Genomic DNA, 14,629 nt, shown 5'->3' with positions numbered 1-14,629 from the left:
AATGCGGGGACGCCTGCATCCGCGAATCCTGGATTGCGCTGCGCTCCATCCAGGCTACGGCCTCTCAACTCCGTGAGCAAATCATGCAACAAAAAACCATCGCCACGGATATCCTCGACATCGCCTATCTCGAATACGGCGCACCGGATGGCTGGCCCTGCATCATGGGTCACGGCTTTCCCTATGATGTGAACGCCTATGCCGAGACCGCGCCGCTGATCGCGGAAGCCGGCGCGCGGGTGCTTGTGCCGTGGCTGCGCGGCTACGGGCCGACGCGGTTCCGGTCCGCCGCGACGCTGCGCTCCGGCGAGCAGGCGGCGCTCGGCGCCGATCTGCTGGCCTTCATGGATGCGCTTCGCATCGAACGCGCGGTCCTCGGCGGTTACGATTGGGGCGGGCGCGCGGCCTGCGTGGTCTCGGTGCTGCATCCCGAGCGCGTGATTGCCCTGGTCTCCGGCAATTCCTACAACATCCAGAACATCGCGCGTTCGATGGAGCCGGCTTCGCCACCGGAGGAAGCGGCGCTCTGGTATCAATATCTCTTCCACAACGAGCGCGGCCGGCGTGCGCTGGAGCGCAACCGGCGCGGTTTTGCGCGCCAGCTCTGGGCGATGTGGTCGCCGAAATGGAGCTTCGACGACGCGACGTTCGAAACGAGTGCGATGGCGTTCGACAATCCTGATTTCGTCGATGTCGTGATCCACTCCTACCGTCATCGCTATGGGCTGGTCGAAGGCGATCCCGCCTATGCCGCGATCGAGGCGAAGCTCGCCGCGCAGCCGCCGATCCGTGTCCCGACGATCGCGGTCGACGGCGACAGCGATGGCGTCAATCCCGGCACCGCCCATCATGCGCCCAAATTCGAAGGCGTGTTCGAACGGCGTGTCTTCGCTGGAGCCGGCCACAACCTGCCGCAGGAGCGGCCTGCGGAATGGGCGCGCGCCGTGCTCGACGTGCGGAAAGCAGCCTCGTAAAGCCCGGCTTTCCCGCCCTGCCGCCCGGTCGCCCGATTTTTCGCGACTTCGGGAACCTTTTCCGATTGCAGCCGTCCAAGCTGAGGGGCCGCCAGATGTGCGCGGCTCATTGCAGGGAGGCTATTGATGAATTCACATGCGCGCAGGTTGCAAGCCGTCGCGGTGGCGCAGCTGCCGGGCGAACGGCCTGGCAGGGCCGAGGTCGAGCAGGCGGTCCGGACCATGATCCGCTGGGCGGGCGACGATCCCGCGCGCGACGGTCTGCACGACACGCCGGACCGGGTTGCGCGCGCCTTCGCAGAGTATTTTTCCGGCTATGCGCAGGATCCGACCGAAATCCTGCAAAAGACCTTTGAGGAGATCGAAGGCTATGACGAGATGATCGTCCTGCGCGGCGTTCGCTTCGAAAGCCATTGCGAGCACCACATGGCGCCGATCGTCGGCCGCGCCTGGGTCGCCTATATCCCGCAGGGCCGCGTCGTCGGCATCAGCAAGCTCGCGCGTGTGGTGGACATCTACGCAAAACGCCTCCAGATCCAGGAGAAGATGACCGCGCAGATCGCCAATACGATCAACGATGTGTTGAAGCCGGAAGGCGTCGGCGTCATCATCAAGGCGACGCATCATTGCATGACCACGCGTGGCGCGCACAAACTTGGAACCGATCTCGTTACCAGCCGCATGCTGGGTGTGTTCCGTGACAACGCGCTGACGCGTCAGGAGCTGTTGGGGCTGGCCAATTCGGACGCGTGATCCGCGCGGGCCGAGCTGAAGGAGACGACACCATGACCGAGCACAAGACGCCGAGCGGGCCGGACCTCACCAAGGGCGTGTTGCTGACCGCGTTCGAGGACGGCAAGCTGCTCGGCCATGTCGGCGAGGAAGACGTCTTGCTGGTGCAAGCCGGCAGCGAGGTCTTCGCGATCGAGCCGTCCTGCAGCCACTACCACGGCCCGCTCGCCGAAGGGCTGGTCGTCGGCGACACGATCCGCTGCCCCTGGCATCACGCCTGCTTCTCCTTGCGCACCGGCGAGGCCACCCGCCCGCCCGCGCTGAACGCGCTGGCGGTCTGGGAGGTCACGCGCGACCAGGACGGGATCTCGGTTCAGCGCAAGCGCGAGATGCCGCAGCCTGCAGCGTCACATCGCAGCGCGCCGACGGCGGAAAAATTCGTCATCGTCGGCGGCGGTGCGGCCGGCTTTGCGGCCGCCGAGACGCTTCGGCGCGAGGGCTTTGCCGGCGCCATCACCATGCTGAGCGATGACGGCGCGATGCCGGTCGACCGGCCGAACCTCTCCAAGGATTACCTCGCCGGCAGTGCACCCGAGGATTGGCTGCCGCTGCGGGGCGAGGACTATTATCAGGACGCGGGCATCGATCTCAGGCTCAACACCAATGTTGCAGCGATCGATCCGAAGGCGCGCACCATCACGCTCGGCAATGGCGACAAGCTGCCGTTCGACCGGCTGCTGCTCGCGACCGGCGCCGAGCCGGTCAAATTGCAGATTCCGGGCGCGGACCAGCCACACGTGCACACCTTGCGGACCGTTGCCGACAGCCGTGCCATCATCAAGGCGGCGGGCAGCGCGAAGCGCGCGCTGGTGATCGGCGCCAGCTTCATTGGCCTCGAAGTCGCGGCCTCCTTGCGGGCGCGCAAGCTGGAGGTGCATGTGGTTGCGCCCGAGGAGCGGCCGATGCAGCGTGTTCTCGGCCCCGAGATGGGCGATTTCGTCCGCGCGCTGCATGAAGAGAGCGGCGTCCACTTTCACCTCGAGGACACCGTGGAAAAGCTCGACGGCAAACGCGCCACACTGAAGAGCGGCAGCGTGATCGAGGCCGATCTGGTCGTGGTCGGGATCGGCGTCAGGCCGCGCCTTGTGCTCGCGGAGCAGGCGGGGCTCGCCATCGATCGCGGCGTCAGCGTGAACGAGTATCTCGAGACCAGCGCATCAGGTATCTTCGCGGCCGGCGATATCGCGCGCTGGCCCGATCCGCATTCGGGCCAGAACATCCGCGTCGAGCACTGGGTGGTGGCGGAGCGGCAGGGCCAGGCCGCGGCGCGCAACATGCTCGGCAGGCGCGAACGTTTCGACGCCGTGCCGTTCTTCTGGTCGCAGCACTACGACGTTCCGATCAACTATGTCGGCCATGCCGAGAGCTTCGACGACATCGCCATCGACGGCAGCATCGACGGCAGGGATTGCCTGCTGAAGTACAGCAAGGACGGCCGCGTGCTCGCGGTTGCTTCGATCTATCGCGATCTCGATAGTCTCAAGGCCGAGCTCGACATGGAGCGCTCGCGCGCGTGAGGCGGCCCCGTCCGCTCTTGACTTAAGTCAATGGGGGCTCCCGGGGGGCTGCTCTACTGGCTGTTGTCCCGGCGCGGCTCGTGCTATCCTGAGATGTGCCTTGGGACTTCGCATGCAGGAGTAGCCGTCATGACAAGTGCTTCGGATACGTCTCCAAACTTGGGTCTTGGGTCCGGCATTGCTGCGCTGCACGCCAAGTGGGGCTGGATCGTCGCCCTCGGCGTCGTCTATCTCATCACCGGCTTCATCGCGCTCGGCAGCATGATGATGGCGACGGTGGCGAGCGTGCTCGTGGTTGGTGTGATGATGATCATCGCCGGGGTCACCGAGGTGATCGGCGCGTTCCAGATGAAGAGCTGGGGCAAGTTCCTGATCTGGGCCTTGCTCGGCGTGCTCTATATCGTCGCGGGCTTCCTGACCTTCGAGAACCCGTTGTTCGCCGCGGTGCTGCTCACCTTGTTCCTCGGCGCGTCGCTGCTGGCCTCGGGCGCCGTCAGGCTGTTTCTCGCCTTCAGCATGAAAAGGGAAAGCCCGTGGGTGTGGGTAGCGCTGTCTGCGGTCATCACCCTGCTGCTCGGGCTCTTGATCCTGGCGCGCTGGCCGGTCAACAGCGTCTATATCCTCGGCCTGTTCCTCGGCATCGACCTGATCATGGCCGGCGCCGGCTGGGTCAGTCTGGGCTTTAGCCTGCGGCGGCGCCATTAAGGCTTGATCCGGAGAAGGACCGTGGTCGCCCAAGAGCGCGATGACGGTTCATCCAGATTTCATCGCGCGTCGGGCGACGCTGAGGGATTGTCATGCGCTGGTTTCATCTCGCCGTGATCGTGTTTTTCGCCGCAGCGACCATCGTCTTCGCCGTGCAGAATCTCGACACGGTCACGATCTCCTTCTTCAAGATGAATCTCAGTCTGCCGCTCGCGCTCCAAACCCTCGTTGTCTATCTCGTTGGAGCCGCGACCGGCGGCAGCCTGTTCGCCCTGCTGCGGCGTTCATACGCAGGTTCGAAACGAGACGTCGAATGAACCAGCAACTCGACGCAAGACCGTGTTGCGGAACTCCGCTGATCTGACGTGCTGGCAAAAAGCAGCACGCCGCGCGGTCGCCTCGCGTGGACGATCATCACCGGGGAGAAACCATGAGAGCCGCTTTGGTCCTGGCCGCAGCGCTGGCTGCCGCCTGCCTGTCCACGCCCGTCTCCGCGCAAAAGTCCTACGGTCCCGGCGTCAGTGACACCGAGATCAAGATCGGCAACACCATGCCCTATAGCGGCCCCGCATCGCCGCTGGGCATCACCGGCAGGGTGATCTCCGCCTATTTCGATGAGGTCAACGAGAAGGGCGGCGTCAACGGCCGCAAGCTCAATCTGTTGTCGCTCGACGACGCCTTCTCGCCGCCGAAGACCATGGAAGCCGCGCGACGCTTGGTCGAGGGCGACGGCGTCGCCTTCATCTTCGCGACCATGGGCACGGCGCCGAACTCGGCGATCGCAAAATACCTCAACAGCAACAAGGTGCCGCAGCTGTTCCTGATCAGCTCGGCCTCGAAGTGGAACGATCCCGCCAACATGCCGTGGTCGATGGCGCTGCCCTGGGCGCCGAACTACACCAGCGAGGCCGCGATCGACGTCGCTTACGCCCGCGCCAAGAACCCGAACGCGCGCTTTGCGGTGCTCTATCAGAACGACGACGCCGGCAAGGAATATTTTCGCGGTGTCAAGGAAGCGCTTGGTGCCGACGCCGACAAGGCACTCGCGATGGCCTCGAGCTTCGAGGTCACCGATCCCACCGTCGATTCCCAGGTGTTGACGCTGGCCAACACCAAGGCCGATGTCTTCATGATCTATTCGGTGACGCCGCGCGCCTGCGCGCAGGCGATCCGCAAGGCGCACGAGGTCGGCTGGCAACCGACGCGCTTCCTCGCCTCCGGCTGCGCCAACAAGGCGACCGTCATGGTCCCTGCGGGCCTCGATGCCGGCAAGGGCGTGCTGTCGCTCGGCTCGCTCAAGCCGTTTGTCGAGCAGCCGAAGGACGACCCGTCGATGACGGCCTATATCGACTTCATGAAGAAGCGCCTGCCCAATGCCGACATCAACAACGTCGCCGGCCTCTACGGCTACACCGTCGCCGAGGCGCTGGTCGTCCTGCTCAAGCAGTGCAAGGACAATCTGACGCGCGAGAACATCATGGCGCAGGCGGCGAACCTCAAGAACGTGCCGCTGTCGCTTCTGTTGCCCGGCATCACGCTCAACACCACACCGCAGGATTTCCGCCCCATCAAGGACGGCTACATGCTCCAGTTCGACGGCAACGACTGGATCGTGGCGAGCGAGCTGCTGCGCGGGACGTGAGGGGACTGCGCGAGCGGCCGCAGAGACAGTGCACCCTCTCCCCTTGTGGGAGAGGGTGGATCGCCGCGAAGCGGCGAGCCGGGTGAGGGGTATCTCTCCGCGAGTCCGGAATCGTAGGGTGGGCAAAGGCGCACTTGCGCCGTGCCCACCACCGATCCAACACTGCAACAGAAGCGGTGGGCACGCTTCGCTTTGCCCACCCTACAATACTTTCTGCTTGTGGAGAGAACCCCATGGACTTTCAACACTCCGCCCGTTCGCTGGAACTCCAGGAGCGTGTCCGCCAGTTCATGCGGACGCATGTCGAGCCGGTCGAGGAGCTCTATTACGAGCAGGTGAAGCCGGAAGCCGCGCGTTACAAGACGCCGCAGGTGCTGCAGGACTTGAAGCGGTTGGCGCGCGAGCAGGGGCTTTGGAACCTGTTCCTCTCCGGCGAGCACGGTCCAGGCCTGACCAATCTCGAATACGCCCCCGTGAAAGAGATCATGGGCCGCATCCTCTGGGCGCCGGAGGTCTTCAACTGCTCCGCGCCCGATGTCGGCAACATGGAGGTGCTGGCCAATTACGGCACGCCGGCGCAGCAGGAGCGCTGGCTGAAGCCGCTGCTGGAGGGGCGCATCCGCTCCGGCTTCTCGATGACGGAGCCGCAGGTCGCCTCCAGCGATGCCACCAACATCCAGTGCGAGATCAAGCGCGACGGCGGCGACTACGTCGTCAACGGCCGCAAATGGTTCACGTCAGGCGCGATGAATGAGGATTGCGAGATCCTGATCGTGATGGGCAAGACCGCGCCCGATGATCCCGATCGCCATCGCCAGCAATCCATGATCCTGATGCCGAAGGCGACGCCCGGCGTGCGCATCGTCCGCGACATGCTGACCTACGGCTACGATGACGCGCCGGTCGGCCATCCCGAAATCGTCTACGAGAATGTCCGTGTGCCGGCCGAGAACATCCTGCTCGGCGAGGGCCGCGGCTTCGAGATCGCGCAAGGCCGGCTCGGCCCCGGCCGCATCCACCACTGCATGCGCCTGATCGGCTGCGCCCAGCGCGCGCTCGAATTGATGTGCCGGCGATCCGTGTCGCGCACAGCCTTCGGCAAGCCGCTCGCAGACCAGGGCTCGGTGCGCGAGGACATCGCCAACTCCTTCTGCGAGATCGCGCAGGCGCGGCTCCTCACCTTGCAAGCTACCGACAAGATGGACCGCGAAGGCAACAAGTCAGCGCGCGACCTGATCGCCGCCGCCAAGATCGTGGTGCCCAGCATGGCCGCCCGCGTCATCGACCGCGCCATCCAGATCCACGGCGCCGCCGGCGTCTCGCAGGACACCTTCCTCGCCCGCGCCTATGTCTATGCCCGCTTCATCCGCATCGGCGACGGCCCCGACCAGGTGCATCTCGCTGCCGTCGGCAAGGAGTTGATCAAGCGCGGCGGCGTGATGGGGTAGGGGCGCTGCTCTCGGCCTCTCGGGTGTGAATCTGCAGGCTTCTGATCAGCAGCCCAGTCGTCGATCTTGCCCAGCGCGGTTTGGGAGCGAGGTACTCGATATCATCCACGTCCCAGTATTCGACACAATGAGCTACACGGCACAGCGATCTCCGCCGTCCTTTAGCGCGACCACTAGTTCCGCGTCCGGAAAATCAGCGACAGTACAGAGCAACGGATTCCGCGCAGTTCCTCCCGCCGCAATACCTTTTGCTTGCAGGGCCTCTAACGCAAATGGCGAGATGGGACCGACGTCTTCAGGCGAAAGTTTCTCGGCCGCGGCTCGCGAGAAGGAGAGCCAATCCAGACCTTCGAGCTTGGCTCGGTGGTGGAAAACCTCCTCGGCATAGCGGCTTCGGTAGCAATGGCCTGCGCAGAGATTTGGCGCCATTATGATTCTATCAAGACTCCACAACCTAAAGGAGTCAGTTAGAGTGTATCCAACTTGATAAACACGCGTTTGTTGTGATTCTATTAATGGTTGTGTATTCATTTGCACTCTCGTAATGCAGGGAGTGGCCGCAAATGGCGCAGGATTCTTGTGGGAAGTCGTCACATTCAAAGTAGAGAAGCACGACGCAAGACGAAATCGTTTCTCTGCGGCTGTTCCAGCTGAATTGGGCTCTCATCACCATGGTCTTGGGGAGCTTTTGTCTCGGCCTTTTGCTCACCGAATTCCGCATTGAGTGGTGCAGCTACCTCACTATGCTCGGAATCGCCGCGCTGTATGGTACCGTCGGCCATCTCAATGCGAGATCCGCGGCCGGAGACCCCAGGATCTACGCCACGCTCCTGATGCAGGCCCAATTCATTTCGATGATCGTGCTGATCACTTCGCTCGGTTACGTCGCAGCTTCTGCGAACCTGCCAATGCAGGAAGAAAATCTGCTCACGCTTGACCGCAGGCTGGGATTGGATTTCCGGGCCTATCTCGGTGTCGTAAACGACCAGCTTCAGTTACGCTGGGCGTTTGAGCAAACCTATAATTCCATTCAATGGCAGCTCGTCATCCTGATTCTAATCCTGCCGTTGTTCGGCCACCATCGGCGCGCGGCGGAGTTCGCGCTTGCCTTCGCCATAGCGCTGATCGTGACCACCATCATCTCTACGCTTGTGCCGGCGACTGGTGTCTATCACGCTCTTGGACTCGTGCCGAGCGACCATCCCAATGTCGAACCAGTTGTCTACTACGGGACTCTGAAAGAGCTTCCACTCGTGCGCGACGGCACTACCAGACTGCTCAACGCCTATCTCCTGGGGCCTATTCTGACGTTTCCGAGCTTCCATGCCATTTCCGCGGCACTTTACGCTTGGGTCTTTTGGCCGTTTCGTTGGCTGAGGGCCGTTGGTCTCTTGTGGAATGCCGTTATGGTCGCAGCGACTCCAATTGGTGGTGGCCATTTCTTTGCTGATGTTGCCGCCGGATTGATCATAGCCGTGGCGGCGACATACGCGGTGCGCCGTGTTGGAAAATATCTTACGAGCGATCGGCAGAAGCAACAAAAGACTCTGATGCCGCCAGATCCCCTAAACGCGCCGATTTTGAGAGTGCAATGAGACTTCGGCTACGTATCATTTTCGACGGTGGTTTTCGGTTGGTTGATGTCCGCTCTACCCACAAATCGGCGGAAGCTGGATGAGCAGTTCTTGCGCCGCGCATCCTTTGGCGGCTGGCGCAATGCTGCGCCAGAATAGCTCGCAGCTGACTCGAGACGAGCGAACGAAACTCGATGACATCGCACATTTCGAGCAGCGGCTGCTGTTGGCGGACCTGCGAGAGGGCGCCCCGATGTGATTCTCGTGGATGCCTATCTGCTGAGTGCGGCCCGTTTCGATGGGTTGGCTTGGGACACCAATTCGGACCCCGAACTCTGGGTGGAATTGAGTCATTATCGTGAAGTTGAGGACTCCCGGCGGCCGCGTTCAAATTTTGGTTGCTCAATCCAATTCGGAACGCCAGTTCGTTTCATTCGATCTGCGCTGTTGATGGCATAGACTTCCGATCAGCAGCCGAATCGGTTCGTCGATCTTGCCCAGCGCGGTTTGGGGATCGAGGTACTCAATATCATCGACGAGCTGCGCCGGCGAAGCGTTCCTCGATCATGGGGCGATGCTCGGCGTCCTTCAGCACGACGCGTAGCGACTTCGGTAGCAATTGCCAGTGCGGAGCACTCGATTGCCGGCGGGGCGGGTAGCGCCGCTCAGCTGCGACTTCTCGTAGCACAATAGTAACGACTGCCGGTTGAGAATGGCCCATCACGCCATGGCAGGTTCACGCGGGTGAAAGAGAATAGATCGCCTCCTTCCAGGGAGAGCGCCCTGGCCCTGCTAGGAACCGACTTCGGCACGCATCAGCGGCAGTTTGTCGTGATCGCGATCCTGCTGACGGCCCTGCTCGTCCAAATACCTGTCGTTCTCAACGCGGATGTGGGCTGGCTTCTGACCGTCAACGAAAAAATCCTGGACGGCCGAAAGTTTGGGGTCGACCTCTTCGAGTCCAATCCGCCTCTGTCGGTCTACATGTACATGCCGGCGGCGATGCTCGGGCGAATGACCGGCATTGCACCCGAGTTCATCGTGATCGTCCTGGTGATCGCCGAGATATCAGGCGCGCTTTTTGTGATCGATCGCGCGGCTGCGGCCGCGAAGCTGGGCGCTCGGGAGAGGAGTCTTTCAACCTGGTCGTTTGCGTTTCTGCTCGCAATTCTTCCGGGCACCATCTTCGGACAGCGTGAACACATCGCTGTCATCGCGCTGACCCCTTTTGTCGCCATCACCGCGCTGCGCTGGCGCGGGCTCGATCCCGGACGGGTCGCGATCCTCGCTGGCGTAGGGGCGGGGCTGGCCATGAGCATCAAGCCGTTCTTTGCCCTGGTGGCCGGCCTCCCGATCATTCTGAGCGCCCTCCGCCAGCGGTCCTTCAGGCCCTTGTTCACCCCTGAAGCATGGACGGCCGCGATTGTCGTAATCAGCTACGGGGCGGTGGTTGTTGCCGTCTTCCCCGCTTATCTCTCCACCTATGCCCCGATGGTCGCCGAAGCCTATTTGCCGATCAGACGGGAGCTAAGTGCCCTGCTTCCTATTCCGATCGCCGTGATCGGCGCTTCTCTTGGGTTCTTGCGTCTGAGCGGTCCTCAAAACCTCAAGATGGGGAGCGCCGCAATCCCTTGGCTTGCCGCATCGGTCGGCGGCGCCGCGAGTTTCCTGCTTCAAGGCAAGGGATGGCCATACACGGCCTTCGCGCTCTGTCTGTTTGCGATTACCGCACCGTTGCTGCAGGTTGGCACCAAGACGTTGCGGGCGCCTGTTGTGATCGGCGGCCTTGCGACCGTCGTCGCCATCGGGCTCTATTTGTCATCACCAGCCCCGGGATTTCCGCCGCTGCAGGCGCGCGTCCAGGCATATGTGAAGCACCCGCGGCTGCTGACGATTACCGATCACATCGGCCTCGGGCATCCGCTCGTCCGCCAGATCGACGGAGTTTGGGTGGGCAGCTCTTGTGCGCAGCTGCTGGCCGCCGGCGCGATGCTGCGCGAGAACAGCTCGCAACCAAGCGAAGGTGAGCGAGCAAGATTGGACAGCATCATCGAGTTCGAGCGGCAGCAATTGCTGGCGGACGTGCGAAACGGGCGCCCCAACGTCATTCTCGTTGATACCTCTCTGCTGAGCTCGTTCCCGTTCGATTGGCTGGCCTGGGCCAATTCGGATCCCGAGCTCCGGATGGAGTTAAGCCGCTATCGTGAAGTCGAGGATGTCGGCCGCGTTCGAATATTCGTCGATCAATCGAATTCAGAACGCTGATCCCTGCGTTCGATGGCAGGCTGCCAATGCCGGAGCGGGGACTGGCGTGCCATCGCGATGATGACATCATGCCGGTGTTTTGCCCGACGAGTCAAATAGGATTCGTAAAATCCGCAAGGCGTGTGGGGCGGTCAAGCCATTGATATCGTTATCCCCGGCTACTGTGCATGGGGTTGTTTTCGCGTTTTTTGTGAGAGCGTGAGCCCGCCGCGGGTGTGCGCGCTCTTACCCCGCCTTGGCGACGCGGCTGTCCGCGGAGCCCGATCGCAGGTTCTGGAAAAACGTCTCCACCTCCCGCGACAGCGTGTCCGCCGTCTCCGTGAGGCTGCTCGCCGCCGTCAGCACGGAGGCTGCCGCCGTGTCGGTCTCGCCGATGGCGTCGCGCAGCGAGGTGATGTTGGCGACCAAGGTCTCGTTGCCCTGCGCGGCCGATTGGGCGTTGGACGAGATCTCGCGCGTGGCGGTGTCCTGCTGGCCGATGGCGCCGGCGATTGCCGAGGTGACGTCGCTGATCTCGCGCACGGCGCCGCCGATCTCGCGCACGGCATCGACCGCGTTGCGGGTGGACGCCTGGATCATCGAGACGTTCTCGCCGATCTCGGCGGTCGCCTTGGCGGTCTGACCCGCCAGCGCCTTCACTTCGTGCGCGACGACGGCAAAGCCGCGGCCGGCGTCACCGGCGCGCGCGGCTTCGATGGTGGCGTTGAGCGCGAGCAGATTGGTCTGCTCGGCGATCGCCTGGATCAGGTTGAGCACGCCGTCGATGCGCTGGGTGGCGGCCGCGAGGCTTTCGATCTCGGAGATCGACTTCTCGGTGCGCTGACCGGTCTGCTCGACCGCGCCTGCGGACTGCCGGACCTGGCGGCCGATCTCCACCACCGACGCGGACAGCTCCTCGGCTGCGCCTGCCACCGCCGTGACGTTGTGCGAGGCCTGCTCGGTGGCGTTCGCCGCGGTGCCGGCGCGGCTGCTGGCATCCGCCGTGACGCGGGTGATGGTCTGTGCCGTCTCGCGCATGACGGAGGCGTTGTCGCTGAGGCCGCGCATGATCGCGCCGATCGCCTCGCCAAACGCCTCGACGGATTGCTCGATGTGGCGGGCGCGCTGCTCGCGCGCGGCGGAGTCCTGCGAGACCTGCGAGGCGAGATTGCGGTTGCGGCCCATCGCGTCCTGGAAGATCTGGATGGCGCGTGCCAGCGCGCCGATCTCGTCGGCGCGGTCAGAGTGCGGCACCACGACATTCTCGGCGCCGTCCGCGACCTGCTCGATGGTCGCGGTGATGGCGGAGAGGGGACGGGCTATCGAGCGGGCGATGATGACGATGCCGATCACGACGAGGGCCAGCGCCACGCCGCCGAGGCAGGTCAGCACGAAGGAGAGGGTGCGATTGGTCTCGGTCTCGTGCGCGATCTGCCTGGCGCGCTCGGCATAGACCTTGGACAGCGCCTCGAGATCCTTGTTCAGCGCCGAGCGCACGGCGCGATTGGCGTCGTTGTCGCCCCATTCGCGGCCCGCGGCCGCATTGATCTCGACGCCGCGGCGCACCAGCTCCTTGCGGAACTCGACGAACTGCTCGATGCGCCTCTTGAACGTGGCAAACTGCTCGGCATCGTCGGCTTTGACGATGGTCTCCCAGCGCTTCACGACATCGAGGATCTGGGCGTTGAACTTGAGCAGGCCTTCGCCGTATTTCTTCACGACGGCCGGTTCGGTCGACATGTAGACGCCGCGCGATTCCATCACGACCGCGTAGACCAGCGAGTTGACCCGCTCGACATTGAGTGCTGCGGCGTTCGCCGTCTCGATCGCGCTCGTCAACTCGGCGCTGCGGCGGCTGTTGTAGTCGGACAGCATCGCGATCGCCGCCGTGAGCAGCGCGAACAGCGCGAAGATCGCGTAGAGCTTGATCGCAAGCGTGAAACGGCCTGCCACCCCCGTGGCATTCCCAGAACGGTCGGTTGTCATGCTTTTCAGAGGCCCCAATGGCCGGCAGTGGCCGGAGAGCGCGGTCGTATAAAATTGATGCAAAACTATGCAGAATGAAGATGGACGCCGTCTTAACGCCGTGGCCCGGCCCCTTCGTCCTTAGTCAAAAGAAAGGTAAGATATTTCAGTGTCTTGATCTGGGTATAGTTTGGGATCGCGCTGATGTCGGCCACTGGCCGATGAACCCCGGAGGGGCCTTTGGTCTACCGCCACACCATCGACGCCACGACCTACACATTTCCGGACCTGCGCGACCTGCTCGCCAAGGCGACGCCGCCGCGCTCCGGCGACCGGCTGGCCGGGATTGCCGCCGCAAGCGCCGCGCAGATGATCGCGGCGCGGATGGCGCTCGCCGACGTCCCGCTCGGCCAGTTCTTGCAGGAAGCGGTCATCCCGTACGAAGCCGACGAGGTCACCCGCCTCGTCATCGACAGCCACGATGCCAGGGCATTCGCGCCGGTGGCTTCGCTGACGGTCGGCGCCTTTCGCGACTGGCTGCTGTCGGATGCGGCGACATCCGAGGTTTTGCGCAGGCTGGCGGGCGGCATCACCCCGGAAATGGCGGCCGCGGTCTCAAAGCTGATGCGCAACCAGGATTTGATCCTGGCGGCGCGGAAATGCGAGGTCACCACCGCCTTTCGCAACACCATTGGCCTGAAGGGGCGGATGAGCACGCGGCTGCAGCCCAACCATCCCTTCGACGACGCCAGGGGCATCACCGCCTCGATCCTCGACGGCATCCTGTTAGGGGCCGGCGATGCCTGCATCGGCATCAATCCGGCCAGCGACGATCCCGCGGTCATCGGGCAATTGCTGCGGCTGCTGGACGAGATCATCGCGCGGCTGAAGATCCCGACGCAAGCCTGCGTGCTGACCCATGTCACGACGACGCTGTCGCTGATCGGGCAGGGCGTGCCGGTCGATCTCGTCTTCCAGTCGGTCGCCGGCACCGAGGCCGCCAACCGCAGCTTTGGCGTCGACCTCGCGCTCCTGAAGGAGGCGCAGCAGGCCGGCCTGTCGCAGAAGCGCGGCACGGTCGGCGAGAACGTGATGTATTTCGAGACCGGCCAGGGCTCGGCGCTGTCGGCGGGCGCCCATCACGGCGTCGACCAGCAGACCTGCGAGGCGCGGGCCTATGCGGTCGCCCGCGCCTTTGCGCCGTTGCTGGTCAACAGCGTGGTCGGCTTCATCGGCCCGGAATATCTCTACGACGGCAAGGAAATCATCCGTGCCGGGCTGGAGGATCATTTTTGCGGCAAGCTGCTCGGCCTGCCGCTCGGGATCGACATCTGCTACACCAACCATGCCGAGGCGGACCAGGACGACATGGACAATCTGCTGACGCTGCTGGCGGCCGCCGGCGTCACCTTCATCATGGGTGTCCCCGGGGCCGACGACGTCATGCTGAACTACCAGTCGACGTCTTTTCACGACGCGCTCTATGTCCGCGACGTCTTCGGCCTGCGCCGCGCGCCGGAATTCGACGACTGGTTGGTGCAGTCGGGGATCGCGGGCGCCGATTTCCGTCTTGCCGGCGACGCAGGCCTGCTGCCCGATTTTGCCTCACGGCTGATCGCGTGACGCGGCGGGAGCGCCCGGCGGCTTGAGGAAACCATTGGTCCCTCTCGGAATTATGGTCCTGCCACAATATTGAGAAATTCCGGCGACAGCATTACGCTATGTGTCTGGCTGGCAATTTCCGCAGCTATGTCGACCGTGGCGGGGG

At 63.5% G+C, this 14,629-nt stretch carries 11 protein-coding genes; 10 read left to right on the top strand and 1 reads right to left on the bottom strand.

The genetic code is table 11. The features are described from left to right. Window positions 1-83 precede the first annotated feature (83 nt). The 9 genes from ACVJ5M_RS35430 to ACVJ5M_RS35390 all read left to right on the top strand — a co-directional run bounded on the left by ACVJ5M_RS35430 (window position 84) and on the right by ACVJ5M_RS35390 (window position 10,917). Window positions 84-974 (top strand): alpha/beta fold hydrolase, encoded by an 891-nt coding sequence (locus ACVJ5M_RS35430; protein ID WP_063984653.1) that lies wholly within the window; start codon window positions 84-86, stop codon window positions 972-974. 126 nt (window positions 975-1,100) lie between these two features. After that, complete coding sequence (gene folE, locus ACVJ5M_RS35425) at window positions 1,101-1,727, top strand: GTP cyclohydrolase I FolE (protein WP_063984652.1); 627 nt, start codon at window positions 1,101-1,103, stop codon at window positions 1,725-1,727. A gap of 32 nt (window positions 1,728-1,759) precedes the next feature. Further along, window positions 1,760-3,283 (top strand): FAD-dependent oxidoreductase, encoded by a 1,524-nt coding sequence (locus ACVJ5M_RS35420; protein WP_063984651.1) that lies wholly within the window; start codon window positions 1,760-1,762, stop codon window positions 3,281-3,283. Window positions 3,284-3,412: 129 nt separating this feature from the next. Further along, the gene (locus tag ACVJ5M_RS35415; RefSeq protein ID WP_014496836.1) at window positions 3,413-3,988 is read left to right on the top strand and encodes an HdeD family acid-resistance protein; all 576 of its coding nucleotides are present in this window, start codon (window positions 3,413-3,415) and stop codon (window positions 3,986-3,988) included. Between the two features lie 92 nt (window positions 3,989-4,080). Beyond that, complete coding sequence (locus ACVJ5M_RS35410; RefSeq protein ID WP_014496835.1) at window positions 4,081-4,305, top strand: LapA family protein; 225 nt, start codon at window positions 4,081-4,083, stop codon at window positions 4,303-4,305. Window positions 4,306-4,418: 113 nt separating this feature from the next. Then, window positions 4,419-5,630 carry an ABC transporter substrate-binding protein gene (locus tag ACVJ5M_RS35405; RefSeq protein ID WP_063984649.1) on the top strand — a complete coding sequence of 404 codons (1,212 nt, stop codon included), beginning with the start codon at window positions 4,419-4,421 and terminating at the stop codon, window positions 5,628-5,630. Between the two features lie 233 nt (window positions 5,631-5,863). Then, window positions 5,864-7,078 carry an acyl-CoA dehydrogenase family protein gene (locus ACVJ5M_RS35400; protein ID WP_063984648.1) on the top strand — a complete coding sequence of 405 codons (1,215 nt, stop codon included), beginning with the start codon at window positions 5,864-5,866 and terminating at the stop codon, window positions 7,076-7,078. A 743-nt stretch (window positions 7,079-7,821) separates the two neighbouring features. Continuing rightward, window positions 7,822-8,673 (top strand): phosphatase PAP2 family protein, encoded by an 852-nt coding sequence (locus ACVJ5M_RS35395; RefSeq protein ID WP_187387768.1) that lies wholly within the window; start codon window positions 7,822-7,824, stop codon window positions 8,671-8,673. A gap of 810 nt (window positions 8,674-9,483) precedes the next feature. Further along, window positions 9,484-10,917, top strand: coding sequence for a hypothetical protein (locus ACVJ5M_RS35390; protein ID WP_231144420.1), 1,434 nt, complete (start codon window positions 9,484-9,486; stop codon window positions 10,915-10,917). Window positions 10,918-11,142: 225 nt separating this feature from the next. Here the strand turns inward: ACVJ5M_RS35390 and ACVJ5M_RS35385 are convergent, their stop codons facing one another. Continuing rightward, complete coding sequence (locus tag ACVJ5M_RS35385) at window positions 11,143-12,882, bottom strand: methyl-accepting chemotaxis protein (RefSeq protein ID WP_063984646.1); 1,740 nt, start codon at window positions 12,880-12,882, stop codon at window positions 11,143-11,145. Between the two features lie 219 nt (window positions 12,883-13,101). Between ACVJ5M_RS35385 and ACVJ5M_RS35380 the strand changes: the two genes are divergently transcribed. After that, entirely contained in the window at window positions 13,102-14,484 is a 1,383-nt protein-coding gene (locus ACVJ5M_RS35380) for an ethanolamine ammonia-lyase subunit EutB (RefSeq protein WP_063984645.1), read from the top strand. Window positions 14,485-14,629: the final 145 nt, after the last annotated feature.

This window comes from Bradyrhizobium sp. S3.7.6, from assembly GCF_054061875.1.
This window is presented reverse-complemented; position numbering and strand designations above follow the sequence as displayed.

Coding starts and splice junctions, on each gene's coding strand:
- ACVJ5M_RS35430 (WP_063984653.1), top strand. CDS start 84: ATGCAACAAAAAACCATCGCCACGGATATCCTCGACATCGCCTATCTC.
- folE (WP_063984652.1), top strand. CDS start 1,101: ATGAATTCACATGCGCGCAGGTTGCAAGCCGTCGCGGTGGCGCAGCTG.
- ACVJ5M_RS35420 (WP_063984651.1), top strand. CDS start 1,760: ATGACCGAGCACAAGACGCCGAGCGGGCCGGACCTCACCAAGGGCGTG.
- ACVJ5M_RS35415 (WP_014496836.1), top strand. CDS start 3,413: ATGACAAGTGCTTCGGATACGTCTCCAAACTTGGGTCTTGGGTCCGGC.
- ACVJ5M_RS35410 (WP_014496835.1), top strand. CDS start 4,081: ATGCGCTGGTTTCATCTCGCCGTGATCGTGTTTTTCGCCGCAGCGACC.
- ACVJ5M_RS35405 (WP_063984649.1), top strand. CDS start 4,419: ATGAGAGCCGCTTTGGTCCTGGCCGCAGCGCTGGCTGCCGCCTGCCTG.
- ACVJ5M_RS35400 (WP_063984648.1), top strand. CDS start 5,864: ATGGACTTTCAACACTCCGCCCGTTCGCTGGAACTCCAGGAGCGTGTC.
- ACVJ5M_RS35395 (WP_187387768.1), top strand. CDS start 7,822: ATGCTCGGAATCGCCGCGCTGTATGGTACCGTCGGCCATCTCAATGCG.
- ACVJ5M_RS35385 (WP_063984646.1), bottom strand. CDS start 12,882: ATGACAACCGACCGTTCTGGGAATGCCACGGGGGTGGCAGGCCGTTTC.